The sequence below is a fragment of the Phycicoccus sonneratiae genome (assembly GCF_016887965.1).
GTDB classification, from domain to species: Bacteria; Actinomycetota; Actinomycetes; order Actinomycetales; family Dermatophilaceae; genus Phycicoccus; species Phycicoccus sonneratiae.
This window is the reverse complement of the sequence record NZ_JAFDVD010000021.1, coordinates 123,682-148,040: the sequence shown is the minus strand read 5'-3', so window position 1 is coordinate 148,040 and position 24,359 is coordinate 123,682. Positions and strand designations below refer to the sequence as shown.

General features: G+C 67.6%; 17 protein-coding genes. 11 read left to right on the top strand and 6 right to left on the bottom strand.

All coding sequences use genetic code 11. From position 1 onward, the window contains the following. Positions 1-134: 134 nt before the first annotated feature. Entirely contained in the window at positions 135-797 is a 663-nt protein-coding gene (locus JQN70_RS17385; protein WP_204132638.1) for a hypothetical protein, read from the bottom strand. Between the two features lie 324 nt (positions 798-1,121). Here JQN70_RS17385 and JQN70_RS17380 point away from each other — a divergent pair, with 324 nt between their 5' ends. Further along, entirely contained in the window at positions 1,122-1,469 is a 348-nt protein-coding gene (locus tag JQN70_RS17380; RefSeq protein WP_204132637.1) for a hypothetical protein, read from the top strand. Between the two features lie 357 nt (positions 1,470-1,826). Next, positions 1,827-2,198: a hypothetical protein gene (locus JQN70_RS17375; RefSeq protein ID WP_204132636.1), complete on the top strand. Its 372-nt coding sequence runs from the start codon at positions 1,827-1,829 to the stop codon at positions 2,196-2,198. A 248-nt stretch (positions 2,199-2,446) separates the two neighbouring features. On the opposite strand, the gene JQN70_RS17370 is transcribed toward JQN70_RS17375, so the two are convergent. Continuing rightward, positions 2,447-3,580: a hypothetical protein gene (locus JQN70_RS17370; RefSeq protein ID WP_204132635.1), complete on the bottom strand. Its 1,134-nt coding sequence runs from the start codon at positions 3,578-3,580 to the stop codon at positions 2,447-2,449. Between the two features lie 451 nt (positions 3,581-4,031). Here JQN70_RS17370 and JQN70_RS17365 point away from each other — a divergent pair, with 451 nt between their 5' ends. The 5 genes from JQN70_RS17365 to JQN70_RS17345 all read left to right on the top strand — a co-directional run bounded on the left by JQN70_RS17365 (position 4,032) and on the right by JQN70_RS17345 (position 12,106). Beyond that, a complete protein-coding gene (locus JQN70_RS17365; protein ID WP_204132634.1) occupies positions 4,032-4,280 on the top strand; it encodes a DUF2188 domain-containing protein in 249 nt (82 codons plus the stop codon). Next, on the top strand, positions 4,280-4,561 hold the full coding sequence (locus JQN70_RS17360; RefSeq protein ID WP_204132633.1) for a hypothetical protein: 282 nt from the start codon (positions 4,280-4,282) through the stop codon (positions 4,559-4,561). Before JQN70_RS17365 ends, JQN70_RS17360 begins: the two co-directional genes overlap by 1 nt. 423 nt (positions 4,562-4,984) lie before the next feature. Continuing rightward, positions 4,985-8,281, top strand: coding sequence for a helicase-related protein (locus JQN70_RS17355; RefSeq protein WP_204132632.1), 3,297 nt, complete (start codon positions 4,985-4,987; stop codon positions 8,279-8,281). Beyond that, a complete protein-coding gene (locus JQN70_RS17350; protein WP_204132631.1) occupies positions 8,278-11,034 on the top strand; it encodes a class I SAM-dependent DNA methyltransferase in 2,757 nt (918 codons plus the stop codon). Before JQN70_RS17355 ends, JQN70_RS17350 begins: the two co-directional genes overlap by 4 nt. Beyond that, the gene (locus JQN70_RS17345; RefSeq protein ID WP_204132630.1) at positions 11,015-12,106 is read left to right on the top strand and encodes a DUF3644 domain-containing protein; all 1,092 of its coding nucleotides are present in this window, start codon (positions 11,015-11,017) and stop codon (positions 12,104-12,106) included. Before JQN70_RS17350 ends, JQN70_RS17345 begins: the two co-directional genes overlap by 20 nt. 224 nt (positions 12,107-12,330) lie before the next feature. Here JQN70_RS17345 and mobF read toward each other — a convergent pair whose 3' ends face one another. Continuing rightward, positions 12,331-18,018 (bottom strand): MobF family relaxase, encoded by a 5,688-nt coding sequence (mobF, locus tag JQN70_RS17340; RefSeq protein WP_239111767.1) that lies wholly within the window; start codon positions 18,016-18,018, stop codon positions 12,331-12,333. Between the two features lie 294 nt (positions 18,019-18,312). Here mobF and JQN70_RS17335 point away from each other — a divergent pair, with 294 nt between their 5' ends. Next, complete coding sequence (locus tag JQN70_RS17335; protein WP_204132628.1) at positions 18,313-18,648, top strand: hypothetical protein; 336 nt, start codon at positions 18,313-18,315, stop codon at positions 18,646-18,648. A gap of 95 nt (positions 18,649-18,743) precedes the next feature. Here JQN70_RS17335 and JQN70_RS17330 read toward each other — a convergent pair whose 3' ends face one another. Continuing rightward, positions 18,744-20,204, bottom strand: coding sequence for a ParB/RepB/Spo0J family partition protein (locus JQN70_RS17330; RefSeq protein ID WP_204132627.1), 1,461 nt, complete (start codon positions 20,202-20,204; stop codon positions 18,744-18,746). A gap of 146 nt (positions 20,205-20,350) precedes the next feature. After that, positions 20,351-20,587, bottom strand: coding sequence for a hypothetical protein (locus JQN70_RS17325; protein WP_204132626.1), 237 nt, complete (start codon positions 20,585-20,587; stop codon positions 20,351-20,353). Between the two features lie 572 nt (positions 20,588-21,159). On the opposite strand from JQN70_RS17325, the gene JQN70_RS17320 reads away from it, so the two are divergent. Further along, positions 21,160-21,414: a hypothetical protein gene (locus tag JQN70_RS17320; protein ID WP_204132625.1), complete on the top strand. Its 255-nt coding sequence runs from the start codon at positions 21,160-21,162 to the stop codon at positions 21,412-21,414. A gap of 20 nt (positions 21,415-21,434) precedes the next feature. On the opposite strand, the gene JQN70_RS17315 is transcribed toward JQN70_RS17320, so the two are convergent. Further along, entirely contained in the window at positions 21,435-22,382 is a 948-nt protein-coding gene (locus tag JQN70_RS17315) for a hypothetical protein (RefSeq protein WP_204132624.1), read from the bottom strand. Positions 22,383-22,515: 133 nt separating this feature from the next. Here JQN70_RS17315 and JQN70_RS17310 point away from each other — a divergent pair, with 133 nt between their 5' ends. After that, positions 22,516-22,890 carry a hypothetical protein gene (locus JQN70_RS17310; RefSeq protein ID WP_204132623.1) on the top strand — a complete coding sequence of 125 codons (375 nt, stop codon included), beginning with the start codon at positions 22,516-22,518 and terminating at the stop codon, positions 22,888-22,890. Then, a complete protein-coding gene (locus JQN70_RS17305) occupies positions 22,887-24,344 on the top strand; it encodes a hypothetical protein (RefSeq protein ID WP_204132622.1) in 1,458 nt (485 codons plus the stop codon). The genes JQN70_RS17310 and JQN70_RS17305 overlap by 4 nt, the downstream gene beginning before the upstream one ends. The last annotated feature ends 15 nt before the right edge of the window (positions 24,345-24,359 follow it).

Genomic DNA, 24,359 nt, shown 5'->3' with positions numbered 1-24,359 from the left:
TCGCCTCCGCCCGACGCAACCGTCGGATCTCCGCCCAGTCCTCCACACTGATCACCCTCCACAGGGTCACCGAGGGGGTCCGTTTTCACCCGTCGATTAGGGGTCAGTTTTCACCCGTCGCTGACAGCGGGGATTCATCGGCCGGCCTCGAAGGTGTCCCGGGCGGCCTTGGTGTACCAGCGCACGCGGCCGTGGCGGTTGGGGTAGCCCTCGACGCTCAGCTGTTCAGCCGCCTGAGTTGGGCTGAGCCCGAGGTCACCCATCAAGGTCTGGAGGCGAGCAGTCGTGTCAGCTGCGCTACGGGTTGAGCTGCTGGGCAGGAACCATGCCAAGTCCTTGGTCAGTTCGGGCCGCTTGGCGGCGATGACGTCATACATCGAGTCGAGTTCCTGCATCCGGCGCGACAGGTCATCGACGCGTTCGTCTTTCAGGGCTTCGCGCTGGTCGAAGTACCACTGCTGAGGAAGCTCGGCATACGCGAGGTGAATTCGTAGGTCGAAGTCGAAGAGGGCCCCGACGACAGCCACCTGGGAAGACAGGTCGGATCCAAGGCTTGACAGGTCATCGATGACGACGTCGCAGGGCGCTTCCGGCTCTCCAAGGTCGATGTGGCGGCAGGCAGCCTCCGCGAGCCACAGGAGGCGTCGCAGGACGGGTCGCTGCTCCGGGGGCAGGTCGAGGTGCGCGTCGGACTCGGTAAGGTCGTCCCAGCGGTACATGTGGTTGTCGCGCAGGTAGTGGTCGACGTCCGCGCGGTGGGCGGCCGTGGCGTAGACCAGGGCGGGTCGTGATGTCATCTGCGTGTCTCCTGTCCACGGCCCCTGCGGGCCATTGGACCCATCTGAACAGCACGGGACCCTTGCGGGCCAGCAAATCTCTAATGGGTTAAGCGTCGCTCGAAACTAATGCTTCAGGCGTTGATTCGTTACGACGAGCGGAGTCGCTGGAGGCACCTTGTATCGCCACACCAGAGGCTGCACCGGTGCTGCTGCCCCAATCCGCGACCTGACACCCGCGGGAGGCCGTCGCGGCGAACCGACGCCGTCTGCAACGCTGCTCCTATGTCTTCTCCGCCCGGAAGGGCGCCATGCGGCGGCCTAGTGACGACCCTCACGAACCAAGTGGTCCTGTTCACCGGCAAGAGCAGGATCGCCGGAGAGCATGTTGCCCGCGCCCAGCTGTTCGCCATGGTGCGCGCTCGAAGCGGACAACCGATATCTGGGACCCGCAACGCGCGCGTCACGGTCCTGGTCCTGGGCGAGCTCCTGCCTGAGGTGGTCACCGATCCAGTGGATGTTCGCAGCCAGAATCTGGTCTACGTGGAGAACCAACGGCGCTGGGGGAACCACATCTGCATCGTCGATGACGCTGGGGTGGCGGCGCTTCTTAAAGGCTTCCCGGCTACCTGCCTACGCTCAAGGTCCGTCCATGGCGACCTCGTTGAGGTAGCTCCGGGCTCGGGTTCCTGAGGTTGCAACATCAGTCTCGCCAACCCTGCACGCGGCGATGTGACGCGAACATGACCCAGACGGGCTCGCCGCCTCGCTCAGCGCTGCCGACATGAACGACGCCTCGCTGATCGAATTGACCCTTGCGCTCCTTGGCGTGCGGGAGCATCTGTGTCGTGAGCGCTGAAGAGACCGCCCAACTCGCCTCGCTTCTGAGGTTTGGCCTCTATGCGCATGCGGCCGCTGTCGAATTCGGTCGAGATCCTCGAGTGGTCTCGTCGGCCCGCCTCACTGAAGAGGGCGGGGGGGCCCACCGGAACCGTCATCTGCAAGGACGGATCCAGTAGGCCGTTCGATCTGAAGTAATCGCTTGACCTCATGGGTGCCGAGCCAGCGCTGCGCGACGAGATGGACCGGGCCTGGTGCGTTAGCTCCCTCGTCCTCTTGGGCGACCGTTTGTTAGCGGAGGGCTACTACGACCGGGCCCCTGTGCTGGAGATGGTGCGACACCTGCGGAACGGGATCGCGCACGGGAACCGGTTCACACTTCGTAACCCCGGTGAACTGACGAAGTGGCCGGCCCACACCAGAGACGCCGCCTGTCAGCTCTCACCGCCGCTCGAGATCACGCCCGACCTTGACGGAACCGAGGTGCTGTTTGAGTTCATGGGCCCCGGCGACGTGCTTGATCTACTGATCTCTGTCTCCACGCACCTCAGCAACTTCAATGAATCCGAGACAGTCCGCTGATGTCGGCGACTACTCGGGTGCAACCGCCAGGCGGCGCAGTGAAGCAGATGGACCTCGCGGTCACGGCATGAGACGGCTCGGGGGTGGTGCAACCGCAACACGGCCGTCGGTCCGCCATCTGCGGAGTAGAGGGGCGGCTGCGCGTAGGCCCCTCCATAGGCACTTCATCCGTCGATCATGCCCGATGGTCAGACGTTGGCTCCCAGCGCTGGAAAGGGGTATGACCGACCACGCCGGGAAGACCACGTTTAGTGAGGCCGCCCTTTGGGCCCTTGTGTTGCCACCCGAGGGCTCTCCGTGACGGAGCCGGCAGGGGATTCCGTGAACTCGTTCGCTGCTGCCTTCTGATGAAGGATCGCGAACGTCTCGTAACCGTCAAGAACCATGTAGTGCCGCACATGGCGGAAGTCTGAAGCGAGACTGCGGAGCATCCCTACTACTTCTGGTCTCACCTCATGGCAGTGTTGAATGACCAGTACTTCGGCCGGCGTGCTCGCCAAACGCTGTAGTTGGTCGCCGTTCTTGCCGAGCATGCCGATCGTCATCGGCCGGGCCAGGCGACCTCCCGCGGGCCCTTTGAGCAAGAACGCCGCCGTATAGGAGCGCCCTGCAACTCGCAGCCGCGCAGTCCAAAGATCGCTCTGTTCCCCACCCCGGTCCTTCGGAACGACTGGTTCCCCGAGCGCCCGTGCTAGTTGCCGCTTTACCTCCGACTCGGGGATCTGCTGCATTACGCGCAAGTCCTGATGATGTGGCGTCCGGGCAAAGTCGACGCCCCGGAACTGCTCAACCTCGTCAGGGGCGATTCGCTGTCCACCCTCAGGCCGGTCGAGCCGATCGACCCAGCCGCCCACCTCACTGAGGAGGCGAGCTCCGATGGCTACCGGGCGAAGCTCGATATCGTCCGCTGAGTAGCCAGCCACCTGGGCCAGCATGTACTGGGTCCGAACGCCGGACAGTTCGCTGTTCGCAGTTGAGCATGTCAATCGGCTGGGATCGAATGTGCCGTGGACCCGTGCAGTCCCGTCGGCGGTGTCCAAGCCACTGTGAAACGAGCTGCGCAGATCGGGCTCCCCTTGATGACTGCGCCGCCTCTCTGATGAAACGTCGCTCCAGTGAAACGGGAGCTCACACCACACCAAGACCCCCGGGCGACACTGCTTCGTGGCCACCGCGACATCGAGGGCTCGGACAGGATGCGCTGCCAGCCACTTCTCCAGCTCCCTGGTGTAAGCATCGGCATCACCCGACATCAGCTTCTGGCGAGCGCGGCGCACGATCCGACTACGGGCTGCGTCGTCGAATAAGGCGTCCAGCATCCCCACATGAAGAAACCACGCATAGAGCGACTGCGATTCAACGGGGGAGCGACGCAATCTCATGCACAGAGCGTGCCCCAAACCACCGACACTCGAGGCCTCGGGCGATCTGAGCGCGATCTAGCGCACTGCCAGAGTGCGGACCTGCCGCAAAGAGCCCACGGGCCCGAAGCGGCGAAATGACTCACCCGCTTGGGAGCGGGTGGGCGTGCTCCAACTGGCGATGGGTCGGCAAAGGACGACCAAGCGTGGCTTCGGCTCACCTCGGCGGCGTGGGGTCGCCTGGGGCCAGTCGCGGATGCGCGCCATGTCCTCCAGGTGCTCCACCCTCGTAGGCATCGTGCACAACGAGGAGCTCCTCGCACCAGGACGTGAACACTTCGCCTCCCGACGCAAGTGCGCCGCCTGGGTGTTGAAGGCGTCAATGGCGTACGGCACAGCAAGCCGTCCGGCAGGGCTAAGCAGTAGTGTCGCCACACCCGCCGATTCGGCCGGGGAGCCGAGGGGAGAGAACATGGGGAACGACAACAGGCGTCACGTGGTGCCGAACGAGGACGGCGGCTGGGATGTCAAGGCGCCGGGCGCGAGCAGGGCCAGCGCCCACACGGGTACGCAGGCGGAAGCTGAAGCCCGCGCCAAGGAGATCGTCCGCAATGCAGGTGGCGGCGAAGTCGTCATCCACGGCCGAGACGGTCTCATTCGCGACTCGGACACCGTGGCGCCAGGCAATGACCCGAACCCGCCTCGCGACAAGAAGCACTGATGGAGCCAATCGCCGAACCGCGTTCAAACACCAAGGACCCCGACGAGGTCCTCGCGCAGACGGTCGCATCACACGCCGGTTGGCAGATTGACGGTCAGGGTCACATCTACGACAAGGACGGGGTCTTCGTCTCGAAGTCCCTGACAAGCGCGGCCGCCGTAATGCGCGAATTGGGGTGGTTCACGCCTCGCGGAAGCGAGGCCACCGGTATCAATTGGCGACAGCTCCATGGCGTTGATGACGTGGCCACTGCTGTACGACATGCGTCACCACGAGCCTGACGATCTGAGCCTCGACGGGCCGATGGTCCCCAGTTGACGGGCCGCGTAGCCGTCAAGGCTTCGAGCGAGTGTGCCGAAGGGGCTCGGCAGGCGGCCTAGAGACGCGACTCTATTTCCCGGTCGGGTAGTGGGTCCTTCTCAGCCTGAATCCATGACGCGCCGATGCGGCCCGAAGTGCACGCCATCGGACGATAGGCGGCGTCCGCGGTTGTGCTGCGGAACGAAATGCCGCCGGGCGTAAGAAATATGAGCGCGCACACTCCTCTTGGACGAAGAGCGCCTTTTGCAGACGCTGAGTTAGCCCGGCGGGGCCTTCCGTGAGAGGCAGCTCGTGAAGTCTGCCATGGCCATAGTGCAGCGACTCCTCCTGCTCCACGGGTACCGCCCCCAGGCAGAGTCAGTGGGGTAGGGCAGGATCGAGACGTGCCAACGATCTTCGACAACCTCACCGCCGAGAGTCAGCTGGGGATAGCTCTGCGCCAACACTTCGGCGACTCCTACTCGAGCGTCGACGTCGCGACCGGGTATCTCGACCTACGGGGATGGTCCCACCTCGGGGATGTCATCGAGGGCAAGGAGCATGAGACGGGTACCGCGGCAGTAGCCCGGGTGCTTGTGGGCATGGTGGCGCCGTCCGACTCTCAGGCGATCCTGGACTCGCTCCAATCCGAGCTATCCGAGGACGGTCCAGGAGCATCGATCCACGACAGCAGCAAGGCCTTGGAGCAAAAGGAGCGCCTGGTCCGGCATCTGCGCACCCAGCTGATGCGTGGACTGCCGACCAAGAGCGGCCAGGAGACGCTGCGGCTGATGAAGCGCCAGCTGGAGGCTGGTCGCGTCCAGATCCGCGTCTTCACCCGGCGCCCCCTGCATGGCAAGGCCTACATCCTGCGGGGCGGCACCGGGCCGGTTCCGCTCTGGTCCTACGTCGGCTCCTCCAACTTCACCGGCGCCGGCCTGTTCAACAACCTCGAGCTAAACATCGACGTCGCGGAGCAGGACGCGAACGCCAAGCTCGCCCGATGGTTCGAGGACCGCTGGAACGACAAATACTCCCTGGTCATTACCAAGGAGATCATCGAGCTGATCGAAGAGTCCTGGTCAGGGGAGCAACAGGCCACTCCGTTCGAGGTGTACCTGAAGGTCTGCCACGCGCTGTCCCAAGATGCGCGGGATGGGCTCGGCTACGTTCTGCCCAAGTCCATGCAGGACCTGCTGCTGGACTACCAAGTCACTGCTGTTCGCACCCTCGCGCGTCGCATTGTGCGGCGGGGCGGCACAATGCTCGGCGACGTCGTCGGCCTGGGGAAGACCCTCACCGCCGTGGCGACCGCACTAATGCTGCAGGCTGCCGAGGACTACAGCACGCTGGTCCTCTGCCCGAAGAACCTCGAGACAATGTGGCAGGAACACCTTGAGGCTTACGGGGTTGAAGGCGCCAGGGTCGTTCCCTACTCGATGGCCGACAAGGTCCTTCCCGACCTCAAGCTGTTCAAGCTCGTCATCTGCGACGAGTCACACAACCTGCGCAACGACACAACTAAAGCGCATGAAGCTATCCGCGACTACGTTCGCCGCAACTCCAGCAAAGTCCTGTTGCTGACGGCCACGCCCTACAACCTTGCGTTCGCTGACGTCGCCAACCAGCTCGCGCTGTACATCGACGAGGACGATGACCTAGGGATCGTCCCTTCCGCAGCCATGGCGAAGGACCCCACCCTGGAGGACAAGGTCGACGGCAAGACCAACACTCTGGATGCGTTCAAGAGGTCGGAGGAAGCCGACGACTGGCGCCGCCTCATGTCCGACCACTTGGTCCGCCGAACCCGCAGCTTCATCAAGAAGTCCGCACGGAAGAAAGCGCTCACCCTGGCCGACGGGACGACTCAGATGCGCGAATATCTGCAGTTTGCCGACGGGACCGAGTTCTTCTTCCCCACACGCATCCCGCACCCCCTGACACATGCCTTCGGCGACAACGACCCAGCGTCGAAAATGGAGGACGACATCACGCTGGATGCCATCGCCCGGCTTACCCTTCCGCGCTACCGGTTGTCCGACTACGAAGACCCACGCGCGTCCAAGACGGCCGAGGACAAGAAGTACCTCGACGACATCCGCTCCGGCCGCGGCAACGTCAGCGGGTTCGTCCGTATCGGCCTCTTCAAGCGCCTCTCATCCTCGGGCCACTCCTTCATCCTTTCCCTGCAGCGGCAGCGTGCCCGCAACGAGCTGTTCGTCTACGCCATGGACAACAAGCTCCAGGTCCCACTGGGCACCTTCACCGACCGTCAAATCACCGTGAGCGACGAAGACCTGGAGAGCGATGAGCCTCTGGGTGGATCGTTGGCGAGCCGATACCAGGAGCTGCGCGAGAGCGCACCGGCCAAGACGAAGTGGCTCAACTCGACCGTCTTCAAGAGCACCCTGCGGCACGACCTGATCAAGGACAACGAGCTCATCGGCACCCTGCTGACCCGCTTCGGCGCGTGGGACTCAACCCGGGACAGCAAAGTCAACGCGCTCGTCGATCTCCTGCGTGGCGAGCATGAGGGCAAGAAGGTTCTCGTCTTCAGCGAGTACAAGGACACCGCCACCTACGTCGCCGCCGCCTTGGAGGAGGCGGGCATTGACAACGTCGGACGGGCGACCGGGGATTCCACCGACCCGTCCGATGTCGCGCGACGGTTCAGCCCTCGCTCCAACCGCCTCCCGGGCCAGAGCGTGGAGGACGTTAAGGAACCCGAAGACCCGATCGACGTCCTGATCGCCACCGACGTCCTCTCCGAAGGACAGAACCTCCAGGACAGCCACGTCATCGTCAACTACGACCTTCCTTGGGCGATCATCCGGCTCATCCAGCGCGCCGGCCGCGTCGACCGCGTTGGGCAGGAGTCAGACACGGTTCACGTGTACCTCATCACCCACGACAAGGTCGAGCAGCAGATTCACCTTCGCCGCCGCATCCGTGCCCGGCTCACCGCCGCGGCCGAGGCCTTCGGCTCCGACGAGCAGTTCTTCGGCACGGACGACGAGGTCAAGCTCCTGCACGACTTCTACGACGGGCGCTTGTCCGATGACGATGACGACGGCGAGGGTGAAGCCGACGCCGTGAGCGAAGCCTGGCTCGCTTGGAGCAACGCCCAGGACAGCCACCCCTTGGTCACCAAGCAGGTTCTCAGCCTCCCAGACCTCATCCACTCAACCCGCGACCGGTACGCGCGCGAGTCCGCCGGCGGCGTTGCCTGTTTCGTGCGTACCGAGTCCGGCATCGACGCCTTCGCGATGAGCGACTCCCACGGCTCCGAACGCCTCCTCACGCCCGCTGAGGCGCTGCGTGTCTTCGAGGCCGAACCCACCACGCCCACAGCGCCACTTCGCGACGACCACTTTGACCTCGAAGCACAGCTCGTACGAGGCCCTTTGACCGTCGAGGCCCGCGCCGCCGGCAACCTCCGCGGCGTTCGCAAGCGCATCTGGGAGAGATTCGGTGGCACCTTCTACGCCGAGCAGGCCGAGGACGCGCTCAACGCCCTGCATGAGCGCCCACTGACCACGCACGCCACGAACCAGCTGTCCATAGCCCTGCGGAACAAGTACGCCGACCAGGACGTCCTCGATCTGCTTGACCGTCTGCACCGCGAAGACCGCCTCGTCATCGGCTCTAGCGATTCCGACGAGCTGCGCATCGTCTGCTCGATTGGAGTGACCGACACGTGAGCCAAAACCTTCTCCCCAAGATCGACCGCGGCGACTTCCAGGAGGTCTTCATCGAGGACCTCAACTGGCTCGCACCAGACGTCAAGCAGACGGTGAGCGTGACCAATGACGAAGGACGCAAGATCAGCGCCCGAAACGTCGCCTCCTACAAGGGCCTTCGGGTCTGGGTCTGCGAAGAACGACCGGGCTCCGCACTTGAGGCCGAGCTCGATCGTCTGATTGCGAAGACCAGCACTGACCGCCTGGTCATCTTCGACGGCGATCAGGAGCAGGTCTGGCGATGGCCCGTGCGGCGAGCTAAGGACGGGTCCGTCACCTCGCGTCTGACCAGCCACCGCCACAGGAAGGGCGACCCCGACCCCAAGTTTGCGGCTCGCCTGGACATCATCCGTATGCCGTTTGACGTCGTCCTCGACGCGAACGCCGTCCTGGGCAAGGTCAGACACGCTTTCGACACAGAGGCCCAGAACGAGTCCAAGCGTGCCTCGAAGCTCATGGCGAACATGTACGGCGCCGTCGAGAAAGCCTACCCAGCGTCCACGGATCCCAAGAGGCGCGATCACGAGATCTCGGTGACTCTTGCCCGGATCCTCTTCCTCATGTTCGGCGACGACACCGAGATGTGGCAGACCGACGCCTTCCGCAACGTCATCCAGCACGAGACACGTCCCGACGGCTCCGACCTTACCCGCGTGCTCAATGACCTCTTCACATTCCTCGACACGCCACAGCCCAAGCCGGTGCCGACCGGGTTCGAGGGGTTCAAGTACGTGAACGGTGGAATCTTCGACGAGAAGATCGACCTGCCGCCCCTAGGCAAGGACTTCCGCACCGCCATCCTGGACGCGTGCGCCGTCGACTGGTCGGGCATCAGCCCCGCCATCTTCGGCTCGATGTTCCAGTCGGTCCGCGACGCGGAGACGCGCCGCGCCCTCGGCGAGCACTACACATCAGAGGAGAACATCCTTAAGACGCTCAGCCCGCTCTTCCTGGACGAACTAAGGGACGAGCTGGCGGCGGCCCTTGCCCGCGACACGACCCAGAAGAAGGTCAACGCCCTCAACAAGCTCTGGGACCGCCTCGGCGATGTCCGGTTCATGGACCCCGCGTGCGGATGCGGAAACTTCATCATCGTCGCTTACCGAGAGCTCCGCGCCATCGAGCTCCAGGTCATGGAAGCCCTTTACGATCTCCGCGACAAGCACCAGCTCTCGCTCGACGCGAAGTCCGACCTCAAAGTCACCCTGGACCACTTCTACGGTATCGAGATCGACGAGTGGCCGGCGCGCATAGCCGAGACCGCCATGTTCATGATGGACCGACAATGCGACCTCCAGCTGCAGGAGCGCTTCGGGCAAGCCCCTGAACGGCTACCTCTCCAACGCGAGGCCACGATCACGATCTCGCCTTCCCTTGCCGTGGATTGGCCTTCACTGGTTGATGGCGGCGGCGAACTCTTCATTGCCGGCAACCCTCCGTTCCGCGGCGGCCTGAAGCTCTCATCGGACCAGGCCGCGGAGCGCTCCGTGCTTTATAACAGCATGCCGGAGGCCAACGGTTTACGCGTGGGACGCGTTGACTATGTGTGCGCTTGGTTCGCCAAGGGTGCCGAAGCCAGCCGCAGGACCGGAGCCCGTGTTGCATTCGTAGCGACGAACAGCATCACGCAGGGCGAGCAGGCCCGCGTCATGGGTCCGCTGATGACCCGGCTTGGCGCCCACATTCACTTCGCGTACCGCACCTTTGCCTGGGACTCGGACGCTCAAGGCAAGGCCGCCGTGCACGTCGTCATCATCGGCTTCCGCTCAGTCCCAGCCCGTTCCGTGACCCTCTTCGCCGAGAACGGCGGTGGCCCACGTCAAGAGGTAGTGGCCAATTGGTGGCTGGCTCCTGCCCACCACGTTGAAATCCCACCTCGCCGGCACCCCTTCCTGTCGGGCCTCCCACGAATGACAGTCGGATCCCAGCCAACGGACGGCGCCGGCCTCCTAATCACACAGGAGCAGGTGCAGTCGTTTCGCGATGACCCCGTGGCCGCTCCCTTCGTCAAGCGCTACATGGGCGCCGAGGAACTGCTACATGACAAGTGGAAGTGGTGCCTCTGGCTGACTTCGGCTTCAAACGGGGCGCTGACCTCGCAACGGATCTCCGAGCGTTTGGCGATCGTGTCTGCTGCGCGCGCAAAGTCGCCCACCAAGGCGTTCAGGGAGACACCCCCCCACCTGTTCACACATCGCAAGCACCCACGAGGGTCATACATCGCCCTTCCGCAGAACTCGACGGACTCGAGAACTTGGATCCCTGCCGAGGTCTTTGACGAGGGCACCGTCGCCTCGAACAAGGCAACCATCGTGTACCCCGCGGAGACGTGGCTGCTCGGGCTACTGCAATCGCAGATGTATCAAACATGGATCCGGACGGTCGGTGGCCGGCTCAAGTCCGATCCGACTATCACAGCCGACCTCGCCTACAACTCGTACCCTTGGCCGGACTTGGACGAGCATGCTAGAGGTCGGTTGACCTGGGCTACCGAGCATCTGGTTGCCGTGCGTGCGCCGCTGAGGGCGAGCCGCAGCCTGGCCCAACTCTATGAACCAAGAAGTATGCCCGTCGAACTGGAGATGGCACATCGGCAGCTGGACGCCGTAGTCGATGAGCTCTACGGCCTTCGCCAACCGGACTCTGCCCAGCGTGAGGCCGCCCTATTCGAACGGTACAGGTATCACGCTGAGAGTGATCGCCGTGAAGCGTGAGGTGAGGCTGCTCAAGGACAAGGCCGTTGCCTCGCTCACCCTGAGCGTCGAACACTTCAATCGTCCCTGGGACCTTGGCCGAGGCGATGCGGTGCTGATCCTTCTGGACCACGCCTTTGAGATGCTCCTCAAGGCTTCGATCCTTCACCGCGGCGGAAGGATCCGGGAGCCGCGCGAGAAGAACACCATCGGGTTCGACGCTTGCGTGCGCAGGGCCTTGTCAACACCTGGAGTGCAGTTCCTCACAGATGAGCAGGCCCTTGTCCTACAGGCCATCAACGGCCTTCGAGACGCCGCTCAGCACCACTTGGTCGATCTCTCCGAGGCGCAGCTCTACCTGCACGCCCAGGGCGGCGTGACCCTGTTCCGCGACGTCCTGGACGCCGTGTTCCAGGAGCAGCTGAGCGATCTCTTGCCCGCTCGTGTGTTGCCGATCTCAACCCGAGCCATCACAGACCCCATGTTGATGTTCGAGGAGGAGTTAGAAGAGGTGCGCCAGCTCCTCGCCCCTGGCAGCCGCAGACAGGCTGAAGCCCAGGCGAAGTTGCGAGGTTTGGCGATCGTTGACGGAGCTATCCGGGGTGAACTGCTCCAGCCAGGTGAAGGGGACCTCCGCCAGCTCGTAAAGAAGGTTCGGTCGGGGCACGACTTCGGCCAGATCTTTCAGGGCATCGCCTCCGTCACGTTCGTGACTGACGGTTCCGGCCCCAACGTGTCACTGAGGATTGCCAAGAACGAAGGGGTGCCGATCACGATCGTCCCCGAGGGCACCCCCGGGTCATCGGTCATCGCCGTCAGGCGCGTGGACGAGCTGGGCTTTTACAACCTCGGTCACAACGATCTTGCCAAGAAGGTAGGCCTGACTCCGAACAAGACTTCGGCAGCTATTCGTTTGCTCAACCTCAAGTCGGATCCGGACTGCTACAAGGAGTTCAAGATCGGGGCGGTCCGGCACCAGAGGTACTCGCAGAACGCGATCGGACGGATCCGCGCGCTCCTGGCCGAGAAGGGGGTCGACGCGATCTGGCAGGAGTACCGACGGATCCAGGAAGAAGCCAAGCTTCGATCATAGGTGCCTGGGCAACCTTCGGACCCGTCCAACGACCAGCGGCGGCTAGTGACTCGCCCGAGATTCATAACATGGATAGATATCCAGAATGGACGTCCGTTCTTAGAAGATTCAGTGCATCTTAAACCAACGGATATGCCGATCTGCGCGGGTCAATTGGGCGTTGTGACGCGGACGCACAGTGGGCGAAATGCCGTCGCGGCAGCGACGGCTCCGGCGGACAGTGGCTATCGCCGGGGAGCCCTTGCCTGGGTCTCTCTGACCTCCCGGAGTGAGTTGTTGTCGAGCTCGCGGTCGGTGAAGTTGCGAGGCGCCTGCGGGGGGTCGAGGTAGTCGGGCGTAGCGGGCTGCAGGGCTGCGAGGCGGTAGCGGAGGTCCCGCGCCGGCGCGTCGTCGAGCGGACCGTGGGACACGGCTTGGCGAACGATCTGCGTCGCGTCGTGGCCGCCTGCTTGGATCCGCTCGAGCGTGGACCTCAGTGCCGGCCAGTCCGGCTCCGAGGTGAGTCGCGAGTCGACGTTGGCTGCCAGCTGCTCCCACAGGCCGGATGGCGGGGACGGCACCAGGCTGGGTCGCAGCTTCGTCGTCAAGTTGGCTTGGGTGGCTGCGGCGCCGGGGTCCTTGTTCCAAGCCTGTACTCGAGCCAGGATCACCTGGTCCACCCGATCGTGGGGGGCGCTCAGCTGGTCGCTGACAAGCGCGGCCTCATGTGCCCACGCGCTCGATGGTTGGGCGGCGATGAGTGCTGCCGCATCATCCAGAGTCGCCTGGTGGTGCGGTACGTGGAGCCGTGCAAGGAGCAGAACGTGTGCAAGCGACTCGGCGGCGTCGAGGCGATCGCGCAGCCCGAGGGGTCCGGCCGAGGTGAGCACCGCAGCGGGGTCGCTGCCCGCCGGCAGGTCGCTCGTGCGCGGGTCTGTTCCGTGTTGGGTGAGGAGCCAGAAGTCGCGTTCGGCGGCGGCACGCCCGGCTGGGTCAGCGTCGGTGGCGACGACGGGGGAGGTGTGGAGGGTGGCTAGCTGTCTGGCTTGTTCGTCGGTGAGCGCGGTTCCCAGCGGTGCCACTCCGACGTACTGGGCTTGGCCGGCGAGGGTGATTGCGAGGGCGTCGAAGGGCCCTTCGACGAGTACTGGCGTCGCCCCGTGCTCGAGTAGCTCTGGGATGACCCCGTAGAGCTGGGCGCCCTTGTGGAACAGGACGGTGTCTGGGGTGTTGAAGTACTTCGGTCCGGCGTGATCGTCGTTGTCGGTGAGGGCGGGGTGGCGGCGGCCGACGAACCCGAGGATCTGGCCCTCGTGGGTGATGGGCAGGACTGCGCGGTTACGGAACCGGTCGATGAGCCGGCCGGTGCTGGACCGGGTGGCCAGGCCGACCTCGAGGAGCTCGTCGTCGGTGACGCCCCGGCCGCCGAGGTGGTCGACCAGGGTGGTCCACCCCTTGGGGGCGTACCCGGCGGTGATGTGCGGGTTGTCTCGCCAGCCCGGCAGACGCTGGTCCAGGTAGGGCCCGGCCCAGGCGGTGTCGACCTGACTGGCGTAGAAGTCCATCGCCATGGTGTTGATCGCGACGAGGCGTTGTGGGGTGGCGCAGGCGTCGTCCCAGGCGACGGCGCGGGCGACCATGCGCTCGATCTGGGCGTCGGTGGGTGGCAATACCCCCATGGACTGCCGGTACAGGGCCGCGGCGGCGAGCTCGGTCGCGACGTCGTCCGGTGCGACGTCGTCCAGGGCCGGGGTCGCCGTGAGCTCCTGCCACTGGGCCGGCGTAGGCGCCTCCAGGCCCAGACCATCGACGGGCGCTCGCCACAGGTCGAGCTCCTCGCCGGCTGGCTCCTCGAATCCGGCTGTCTCGGTGCCGAGTTCCGGGCTCGTCAGCACTGACAGCCGCCAGACCAAGGCCTGGCACTCGTCGAGGTCGACGGCGGGGTCGAACGCCCCGGCCATGCCGGTGATGGCCTCGAGCGGGTGGCCGGCCGCGAGGGCCTGCTCGATGGTGGCGACCAGGGTGGGCCACCACTGGCTGGCCATGAGCTGCTCCGCGCGGTCGGGGCCGAGGTGGTCGGAGAACTGGTGGCCCCAGCCCGGCGCGAGCTGGTGCTGGTTGGTGAACTGTGCGGCGACGGTGGGCGAGAGGTCGCGGCTGATCCGCCACCAGAGCGCGGCCGCGGCGTGGTCGTCCGGCAGGTCGCCCTGGGCCAGCGCGGCATGAACAAGGGCTGGGGTGTTGAGGCCGGCGCGGGAGATGGCCGCGAGCCGGTCGGCCAGCTGCGTCAGGCCGGGGTCGTGGCTGAGCGCTGGGGCGAGGGCGTCGAGGAGCGGCCACCATTCCGCCACCGCCGGTGATTGCGTGGGCTGGAGCTGGGTGTCGAGGTGGTGCTGCCAGTGGGCGGCGGCCTTGTTGTGCTGTCGGGGTCCGGTGGGTCGACGGTCGGTGTCGGGGACGGCGTTGGCGGCCCGCCAGAGCGTGACCTCGGCGAGCAACTCGGGGGCTGGGGTGGGCTGTCCGGGTTGCAGCCACGCGGGCCGCTGGTCGGTTACCGAAGCCCGCACATCGACCGTCAGGCTGGCCACGAGATCCGAGCGGGCGGAGAGGTACGGACCCCAGGTTGGGTGGCCGGACAGCGTCGCAGGGGTGGCGGGTAGCCAGGGCAGCGGCCCTGTCCCGGTGGTATCGGGAAGGCGCCAGTCGAGGACGGCGGCCCGGTCGCCGGCGGTGTCGAGCTCGCGCCCGGTGACGGCCTGCTGGAGCGCGGCGCGCGGGTCGGTGCCGGCGGCGGCCAGGAGGATCAGGTGGGATCGCAGGATCGGCCAGGCCGGGTCCTCCTCGACCCCGGGGACTAGGTCCATGGTGGCCTTCTCGAGGGCGGCGACGGCGTGGGGCCCGAGGTGGTGTTCGGCGGCAACGTGCAGGGCGTCGACGTAACGGGCGACGGCGTCGGCCAGCCTGGGCGCCGGGGTGTCCTGCTCGTGGAGCAGGGTGGTGGCGGAGGTGGGGGTGTCGTCGCGAGTCAGGATCCCTTCGAGCAGATCGGCGGCCGTCGGCGGGTGGATGCTCTCGGGGCGGATGACGTCGTGCGGGTCTCCGTCGCCGACGACGGCGACGTGGACGTGGTTGGCGACGGCGCCGCGGGTGAGCATCGTGTAGAGCTGCTGGCGGGTTTCGGTGCCGGTGGCCAGGCCGTGCATGGTGTCGACGGAGACGCCCTGGGCGCCGTGCACGGTGCTGGCGTACCCGAGCTCCGTGGAGGTCGCGACGTAGTCCGCAGGCAGGGTGACCTGCCGGTGGGTGCGGCTGTGCTCAGCGACCAATGACCCGTTCGACGACACGGCCTGGACGGTCCAGCGGTCGCCGTTCTTGACCCAGTCGTTCGCTCCGAGGCGCAGGCGGCGGTCGTTGGAGCGGGTCGTGATCCGCTCCCCAACGAACGCCGTGTTGCCGTCGGCCAGGGCGACGCCTTGGCCGGGGGTGATGCCGTTGAGACGGTGGGCTTGGGCGCGATGGTTGAGCTGGCCGACGAGCTCGCGGGTGGGGGCGAGCATGATCGCGTCGACCCCGTGGGCGCGGTCGGTGGCCCAGGCGGTGAAGAGGTTCTCGGTGCAGGTGGTCAGGTCCCCGACGTGCACCCGGTCGTGGTCCAGGTAGAACCCCAAAGCCTCCACTTTGCCGTCGCGCAGGGCGAGGGAGGCGGCGGCTTGGGCGGGGTCGACGAAGCGGACCAGCTCGCTCAGGTGTGCGGCCCCGTGCGTCGAGGCGATGTCGCTGAGGACGCCGCCGGCGCCGATCGCGGCGAGCTGTTGGGTGTCCCCGACCAGCCGTACCTGCCCGCCGCGGGCGACCACGAAGTCGACCACGGCGGCCAGCGAGAGGGTGTCGGCCATCCCGGCCTCGTCGATGACCACGAGGGTGCGAAACCCCACCGAGCTCGCCCAGTCGGGCAGGTCGTCGTGGGTGATCGACCAGGTCAGCTTCGCCAGGGTCTCGGTGTGGGCGTCGATCTGCTCGCGCAGGACCGCGGCCGCGGCGGCGGAGGGGGCGAGCCCGAGGACGGTTCCGCCGTCCTCCACCCATGCCGCGGCGAGGGTGCGCATGGCGGTGGTCTTTCCGGAGCCGGCTGGCGCGAGAGCGAGCTGGAGGCAGGCGCCGGAGGTGGCCATCGCGGTGACGAGGGAGGCCTGGCCGGGGTTGAGGGTGGTGCCGTTGGCGGCCTGCTCGAGCAGCGCGAGGGTGACTGCCTCGGGCCGGGCTTGGTGTCGGTCGTGGATGCCGGCGGCCTCAACGAGTTGCTGCTCGGCGGCCAGTACGGCGGTGCTGGTGTAGGTCGCGGAGCCGGCGACCTCGTACATGCTGGATCCGTCCACCCGGCGCAGCTCGGCAGGCTCCTCAATCCCGTCCGAAACAGCGGTCAGCCGCACCGAGGACACGTTGAGGGCGTGTTCGGTGACCTGGTCCACGGCCGTCTCGACTTGCTCGGCGGGCAGGTTCGCCGCCCTCACCCGGCGCAGTGCCTCGGCGCGCACGTGCCACGTCTGCCAGGTCGCACGGGTGGCCTGGAGGGTGTCGCGGACAACGTCGGCGGTGTCCGCGACCCACGCCTCATCCACCCGCACCGACGACGCTGGGCGAGGTGCCGTCAGTGCTTTGGTGACCATCGCGTGCACCGCGTACGACCCGCCGAGCACCTCCTCGGCCTGCTCCCGCCACGCCTCGCGCTGCTCGGCCAGGGTGCGTGGTTCGTGCTTGCCGTCGCGGGTCTCCAAGGTGGCCTGCTGCGCAAGGTGGATGGCTTCGATAGTGGTGGGCGGGCGCCCGTGGTCGGCCTGGAAGGCGGCAGCGAGCTGGGCGCGGCGGTGCTCGATCGACGCCCGGCGGGACGACCAGCGACGGTTCAACCTCGGGTCGACCCCGACGACCTCACGGATCGGGCGCTTGGTCCGGTCCGTCCCCGGGCGCTCAGCGAAGACCAGCCCGAGCCGGGTCCGCAGGTGCGTCTCCAAGGCGGTGTTGTAGGCCTCCGAGGCCAAGACCGTTGCCTTGAACAGCACCCTCCCGTCGATGGACAGCCACTTCCCGGACAGCGTCTGGACCTTGTTCGCGACGGCGATATGGGTGTGCAGGTCGGGGTCGCCGGCGCGCGAGTCGCGGTGGGTGAACGCGGTCGCCACCAGCCCGGTGACGTCGACCTGACGCACGCCACGCTTGCCCTCCCTCGTGTACAGGGCGTGCTTCTCGATGAACGCCAGGGCGTCGGTGACGGCGTCGTTGTGGGCCTGCTCGACCTGTGCGGCGACCTCGGGTGGGGCGATCGCCCACAGGGTGCTGACCGACTTCACCGGCGAGAAGGTCAGGTCGTACCCGGCCACCGCCGCGGTGCGGGAGCGGGTCAGCTTCGCGATCGCTGCGGACAGCTCACGGGCGTCTTTCGGGTCCCGACCGTGCTCGCCGTGGAACATCTCTACGGCGACCTGGGAGCGGATCCGCGCCCGATCCGCAGCGGGGACCGGGTAGTCCCGGGGGTGACCCAACGACGCCGCACGGTCCTCGATCCTGCGGGCCACCTCGACCTGGAACGCCGTGACATCAGGTGACGTCACCGCGAACGGCAGCCCGAGCCGGGTCACCGCCCTCAGGTCCCGATCCGTCAGGTCCGGGCCCTCGAGCCGGTCCGCGCGCTGGTTGGCCAGCGGGTGCAGGCCGGCACCGAACAGGGCCTGCATCTGCTGGGCGGTGACCTCGTCCCCGATGCTCAGGCCGTCGATTCCGGCCATTCCGGAGCCCACCCAGCGACCGGGGGTCTCGCCCTTCTCCGTGTAGTACGACGCCAAGGGCTGGCGGGCTCCGCTGGTGCGGTCCTGCGCGGCGACCTGCCGGGTCAGGTACGTGTACCCGGTCCCGGCCGTGAGCTTGTGCAGGCTCATCGTCATACCTCCCCTAAGCCCACCTACCTGTCCCTCGTGGCCACCCGGTCGCGGACTGGTTGGCCCGGGGTGCAAGAGGTGTGCAGTCGTCGAGGGTTTGGGTTTTCGGGGGAGGGACGTTGCGGGCGGATCGGAGGGGGAGGGTCGCGGTGCGGCGCGGTGTGGAGAGTGGGTGCTCTCGGGCGGGGAGGGTCGGTGGAGAACTGGTTTGTCGCGCGGTGGCCGGGAAGCGGCCGCGGGCCGGCTTAGGGAGGCAGGAGCAGGTTCCCGAACGGGCGAGAAGGGGTGGACCATATGGGCCGGCGCGAGGGGAAGATCGAGGCGCGGCGGGAGGCGGCGGCGAGCCAGCTCCTGCTGCGGGCGCAGCGCAGGGAGCAGGACGACCGGTGCGGCCGGCTCGGCATCGTTGTGGTGCTGGCGCTGCAGGAGAGGGACGCCTGGGTCGAGGAGTGCGAGCGCCGGGCCGGGGACGCGTTGACCCGGTTGGTCGAGGAGGAGGGCCTGTCGGTGCGGGACGCGGTGGGCTGGTGCGTGGGAGCGGTCACAGTCGCGGATGCGACCCGGCTTCGGCGGCTCGCAGCGCAGCCGTCGGGTGACGGCGAGCGGCCGACGACCGGGCAGGCGCAATGACGGGGCCCGGCGCGGAGTCGTGTCTCGCGCCGGGCCTCGTGTGCCCAGTGGTGGTTGGGCCCGGCAGGGTCCGAGGGGCGGACCCTGCCGGGCGGTCAGGCGGCGTGGTCGGCGTCGGCCCCGAGCAGGAGCTGCTCGACCTCGCTGGGCTGGTAGCCCCAACCGGTCAGCGCGGTCATGATCCGGGCGTCCCACTCGCTGGGGTTGCGCCAGGTGTGCACGCTGGTGCTGGCTTCCCACGCGGCCAGGACGGCCGCGAGCGTTCGCACGGTGGCCGCCTTGGCGGTGGTGGCGTTGGCAGCGAGGCGGGCGCAGGCCTGGGATCCGGCGAGGTCTCCCTCCTGCTCCGTCTCGCCGAGGAGGGTGCGTAGCATCCGGTGCGAGTCGCTCATCGCCTTGGTCAGCGAGTACTGCCCGGACAGGATGGACTCGCAGATCAGCGCCTCGGCCCCGGCCGGGACGGCCTTGCGGGTGACGAACTGGGCCAACCACTCGCGGCGTACGGTCTCGGCGGACCGCCACGCCTTGTTGTTGGTGATGACCTCGCGACGCTGCTCGGCACGGTCCTCTGCACCGGCCTCGCTCTCGCCGGGGCTGGTGGTTCCGGTGGGGGAGGGCTGGTCGTATGCGGAGCGTAGGCCGGCGGCGGCGGGTTCGGTGCAGATCCACACCGGCACGAATCGCAGGACCGGCTCGCCGTCGGCGTCGCTGTCCTCTGTGTCGTCCTCGTCGGGGTAGGCCCACTCGGCCCGGACCACGACCGCTGCTCCGGGGACGTTCGGCCAGTCGGCCTCGGGGACCGGCTCACCGTCGGCGGTGACCAGCCCGTCCAGTCGCAGCGGCCAGGTCCGCTCCGGGACTTCGTCCGGGTCGAGGGCGGGCATGCCCTGGTCGCGGAGCCGGTCGGCCTCGGCCCGGACCGCGTGCGCCTCGGCGCGGGCGTCGCGCAGCCGCTGGGCGGTGTGTTCCAGGGGGCGGCCCCAGGACACGGCCTGCTCCAAGGACTCGGTCGCGGCCAGGTCGCCCTCGAACTCGGCGAAGATCGCGGCCTGGGCCAGGGTCAGCCCGTGGGTGTCCATCCGGGACTTGGTGGTGGCGCTGCCGGCGATGGTCAGCACGGCGTCGACGGTGGGGCGGGCGATCGCGGTGCGCTTGACGATCTGCGCGGCGGAGACCCCGAGCAGGGCGAGCTGCTCGATCGCGTCGCGCTCCTCGGCCTCACGCATCGGTGCGCGGTGGACGTTCTCCACCAGCTGGTCGATGACCCGGTCGGTCTCCTCGGGTCGGGCGACGACGTGCACCGGGACCAGCCCGTCGGGGGTGCCGACCTTGACGGCGGCCAGGGTGCGCCGCTGCCCCCGGTAGACCACGAGGTCGCCGTTGTCGTCGACCCACACGGTGATGGGCTCCAGGACTCCGCGGGCCTTGATCGATGCCGCGAAGTCGCTGGCGGCGGGGTGGGTGTCGGTGCGGACGTTGGTGCCGATGGTCAGGTCCTGCGGCGGGACCCGGTAGCTGTGCCCGGTCTCGTAGGTGGTGCTGCTTGTCGTGCTCATTGCGGTCAACTCCCTTGTTGGACAACCGAACTGTGTAGTTCTATGGTCGTCGCGTGTGGCGCGTTGTGGGAGTGCCTGTGGGGTTCTGTGGAGGGACGGTGCGGTCCGGGTGGGCTGTGGACAACGCTGCGCCCGTCGTCGGCTTCTCAGCCGCTGATTGTGGTTGGACCGCATTTCGCGGCGTGGTCGTGCACCGAGAACGGGCGAAGGCAGGGCCGGCGCAGTGACCACACCCGCACGCGTCTGCCGTCGATGCTCGTCCAGGCTCCGGGACCGTCCAGCCAGGTGCGCCAACCGTCGGCGGCAACTGTCTGGGCCCATTGCTCCTCGTCCCCGTCGCGTTCGGGGTCCCATTGCCTCGCGGTGTACTGCCAGGTGGTCACGTCGTGCTCCTGTCGTCGACGGGACCGCGTTCAGGTTGTGGCCGGGGCGCGGTGCTGCTGGGGTGAGTCAGGTGAGTGCACTGGATCCCACGCTGGAGTGGACGAGGCGTCGCCGTGCCGGGGAGTCGGCCGCGCTGATTGCGCGCGAGGCGGGGGTGACTCCGTTGCTGGTCAGGCGCGCGACGTCCTTGTACGGGCCGTTTCCGCAACCGTCTCGCCAGCTGGGGCGCACGATCACGGCGGGCGCGGCCTTGGAGGAGCGCACACGCCGGTGGGTGCTGGCTCGTCAACGGGGCCGCCGGGTCAGCGACATCGCGCGAGCCGAGGGGGTGGGGCACCAGATCGTCAGCCGGTTCACTGAGCCGGCGGGCCCGTTCCCGTCCGGCGACGTGGTCCAGGCGTGGGTTCAGGCCCGGCGTAGCGGGACACCGGTCGCTGATCTGGCGGCCGAGTACGAGGCTCCGGAGGCGACAGTGCTGCGGGCCACCCGCCCTTGGGGCCCGTTCTGGCGGACCGGTCCTCGTCTGCCGGACGGTGTGGTCGGAGTCAAGGGCATCGCCAAGCTGGCCGGCATGAGCGACCCGGCCGCCATCCGGTGGGTCCGCACCGGCCGGGCCCCCGAGCCCGACTTCGTCCTGGGTGACGCGCACAAGCTCTGGCTGGAGTCCACCATCCGTCGCTGGCTCGACAGCTGCGACCTGGCCAGCTGCCCCGACTGCGGAGCCCGGTGCGTCAGCGTGAATCGGCACCGCGCCGGCGCCCACAAGGCACGTCGCCCCGGCCGCCCCGAGCAAGACTCGTCCTCGCGGCCCACCTCCACCAGCTGACCCCACACGGTTAGCGGCGCTCATCGACCAGCCGGCACCAGCGCGACGACCCGAGCCGGCGATCCAGCCCGAGGAGTGTCGGCGGTCAGCCGCTCCCACCGAGCGACGCTGACGCAGACCCCGGACCGGGCAAGCGCCTCGAGGTAGTACGGGCCCAGGCCGTGCACGACCACCGCAGCGTCGCCGACCTCCTCGACCCGCCGGGCCAGAACCCGCTCAGCGGCCGGGACCAGGTAGGTGGCCGCTGCGACGACCACGACGACCAGCAGCAGACCCCACTGCTGCGCGACGGCAAGCTGGCCGACGGTGACGGCCACCACGGCCCACCGCAGCTGCCAGGCCAACCGCACCAGCGGCAAGCGGCGCACTGGCGTGCTGATCGCGCGCAGCAGCGCCCACGGCGCGCACCACATCCGCAGGGCAGCCCCGGGGCAGCACCCCGACCGCGCAACAGCGGCCGCGTGGCACAAGCTGGCCGCCGCCATCGCGGGGCTTACCACCCCATGCTGCAGACCCTTCACCACGGCTGCGGGCACCACCACGGTCCGGCGCCCGAACGGCGTCGCCACCCAGCCTGGGCGCGAGGGAGCGCTCCGGAGGTCGACCACGGGCGGACCCAGGCCGACGCGACACATCAACGCGATCGCCGGCCGCAGGGCCTGCTGCTCGCTCTCGCTGAGCCGGCGAGCCCTCATCGCCATGCGCCCGGCCGCCCCTTCACCCGCTGCACCACGAAGCAGCAGCGTCATGACAGCCGACAGACCAGCCAGCGCCCACGCCGTCGCCCCGTGCAGGGCGCCCGCGACCACGACGAGAACGGACACCCCAAAGGTCGCCGGCACACTGGCCGCCGCCAGTCGCAGCGCCCTGTTTGGTACCTGCATCGTCATCACCTCCCTGACGAACACCGCCGCCCCGGTGGCGGAGTGGGGCGTCGTCGTCCACTTGTCCGCGACTGTCCTCCCCACCGCTGACATCCCCTCGGACTTATCCACAGACCCCGGGCCCGGTCTTCAGCACACCGGGGGGCCGACCGACATTGGGCGCAAACGACTTCGCGGCCAGTGGCCGCGAAGCACCACCAGGGGGGCTTAGGGAGACATGAACGAGTCAACGGATTCCCAGCGCCCGGCGGCCGACACCGGCGCGGCAGCCACGACCACCCGCGACGCAGCCCTGGAGCACCTTGCCATCACGCTCGCGCTGCTCGGCGATGCCGCTTCCCGGGCCACCCACACCTCCCACGACGTTCGGCTGCACATCGTGGCCTGCCAGGCCGAGCACCTCGCCGGCGAGGTGCGCACCCACACAGAACCGGCCACGCCACAGCAGCCGTGGCCCGTCGACGCCGGGTACGCCACGACCACCGCCGCGGCACGCCGTGCGCTCGACGTGCCAGAGGTGCGGCATCTCCCGGTGCCGCTGCGCGCCTCACTGCAGTGGCTGCTCCTGCTCGCCGAAGCGGCACAGACATGAACAGCCCCGAGCGGCGCAGCGTCGGTGAGCTCCTCGAGGACACCGACCTCACCGCCCGCCGGCTGCTCCTCGACCCCGACGACCTCGACACCGCGGCGATGATCCGGGTCTGGCCCGAGCTCGTCCAGGCCGCCAACGAGCTACTCGCCAGCCTTCCCAGCAGGGGTCCCCACGCCATCCCCGGGGTCGAAGCCACACCCACGCGCACCGACCCCCTGGCAGAGCGGTTACACCTGATGGCCACCGCCCTCAACGACAACCTGCGCGGACGCGCGTGGCCCGGCGACGGCCCCGCAGACGAACGCCTCCTCGACATGACAGGCAACCTCGTCCACACCCACGACCTCATCGACCGGCGCCTGCGCGACACCACCCGGCCAAGCACTGCAATGCTCACCGATGCCGCCGCGGCCAGAACCCGAGTCCTGCACGCCCTGTACGTCACGGCACACGCGATCACCCTTGCCACCGGAGCCGAGATCCGGGACCTGCAAACGAATGGCCGCGCCCTCCAGCGCCGGTCAGGGGTGCACAAGCTGACCGCGCTCAAGCTCATGGCCGCGCGCATCGACACGTTCGAGCAGGTCGCCGGCGCAGAGGTCTACCAAGCGTTTCCCAAGGCTTTGGTCGGCAATCGGAGAGACGAGGCCGCACCGGGGCTCCGGATGGCGTTTGCTGCCTGGGAGGTCGAGACCCACCGGGCCATGGTGCACGAACCGACCATGGCCAACATCTTCGAAGTGAGCAGGGTCCAAGCCTCGACGATTGCGCTGACCCACCTCCTGTTCGACGCGGCAGGTGGTTGCGGGGCGATAGACGCAGGCGCATACCGCGCCAACCTCCAGCCGGTCCTAGCCGCAGCCGAATCCGCCTGGGGCGCCCTGCACTTCGTCGCTCGAGACCTGACCAGTATGGCCCCACGCCTTGTGGCCCGCGACCTCAGACTCGCAGGCACGCAGCTCGTGCATGCGCTGACACAGCTGGCGCTCGATGGCACGTCCGTTGCTACGCAAACCCTTCTTTCCGAGCGGATCGCCTCGAATCACCTCCTGGCAACCCTGGTGTCAGCACTCGAGTCCCACCGCGACTCCGCTCAAGTGCTGATGGACGCCGTTCTCGATCCACGCCTCGGCATCAAAGCGGACGCGGCGCAGCGGGTCTTGGCGGATCTCGCCTCGGGAAACCGGGAGGCCTTGAGCCCCCAAGAACCCTGGATCGATCCTCGCGACATCGCCCTGGGCCGCCAGGTCCCACTCCCAGCACCAGTCCGAGGCGCGCTCATCCGACACGTCGAGATCATCGACAGCGCCAGCCGCCGCCTCGCCACCGCGTCAGTCGACACGAGCCAGCCCGTGCAACCACCGCGCACGCAGGACCAGGGGCAAGTTCGTACCAGTACCCACCGAGGCGCCTTAGTCCTAGACACTCAGGTTGCGCCGCGCGTTGCCCGATAGCCGTGTTCCATCGAA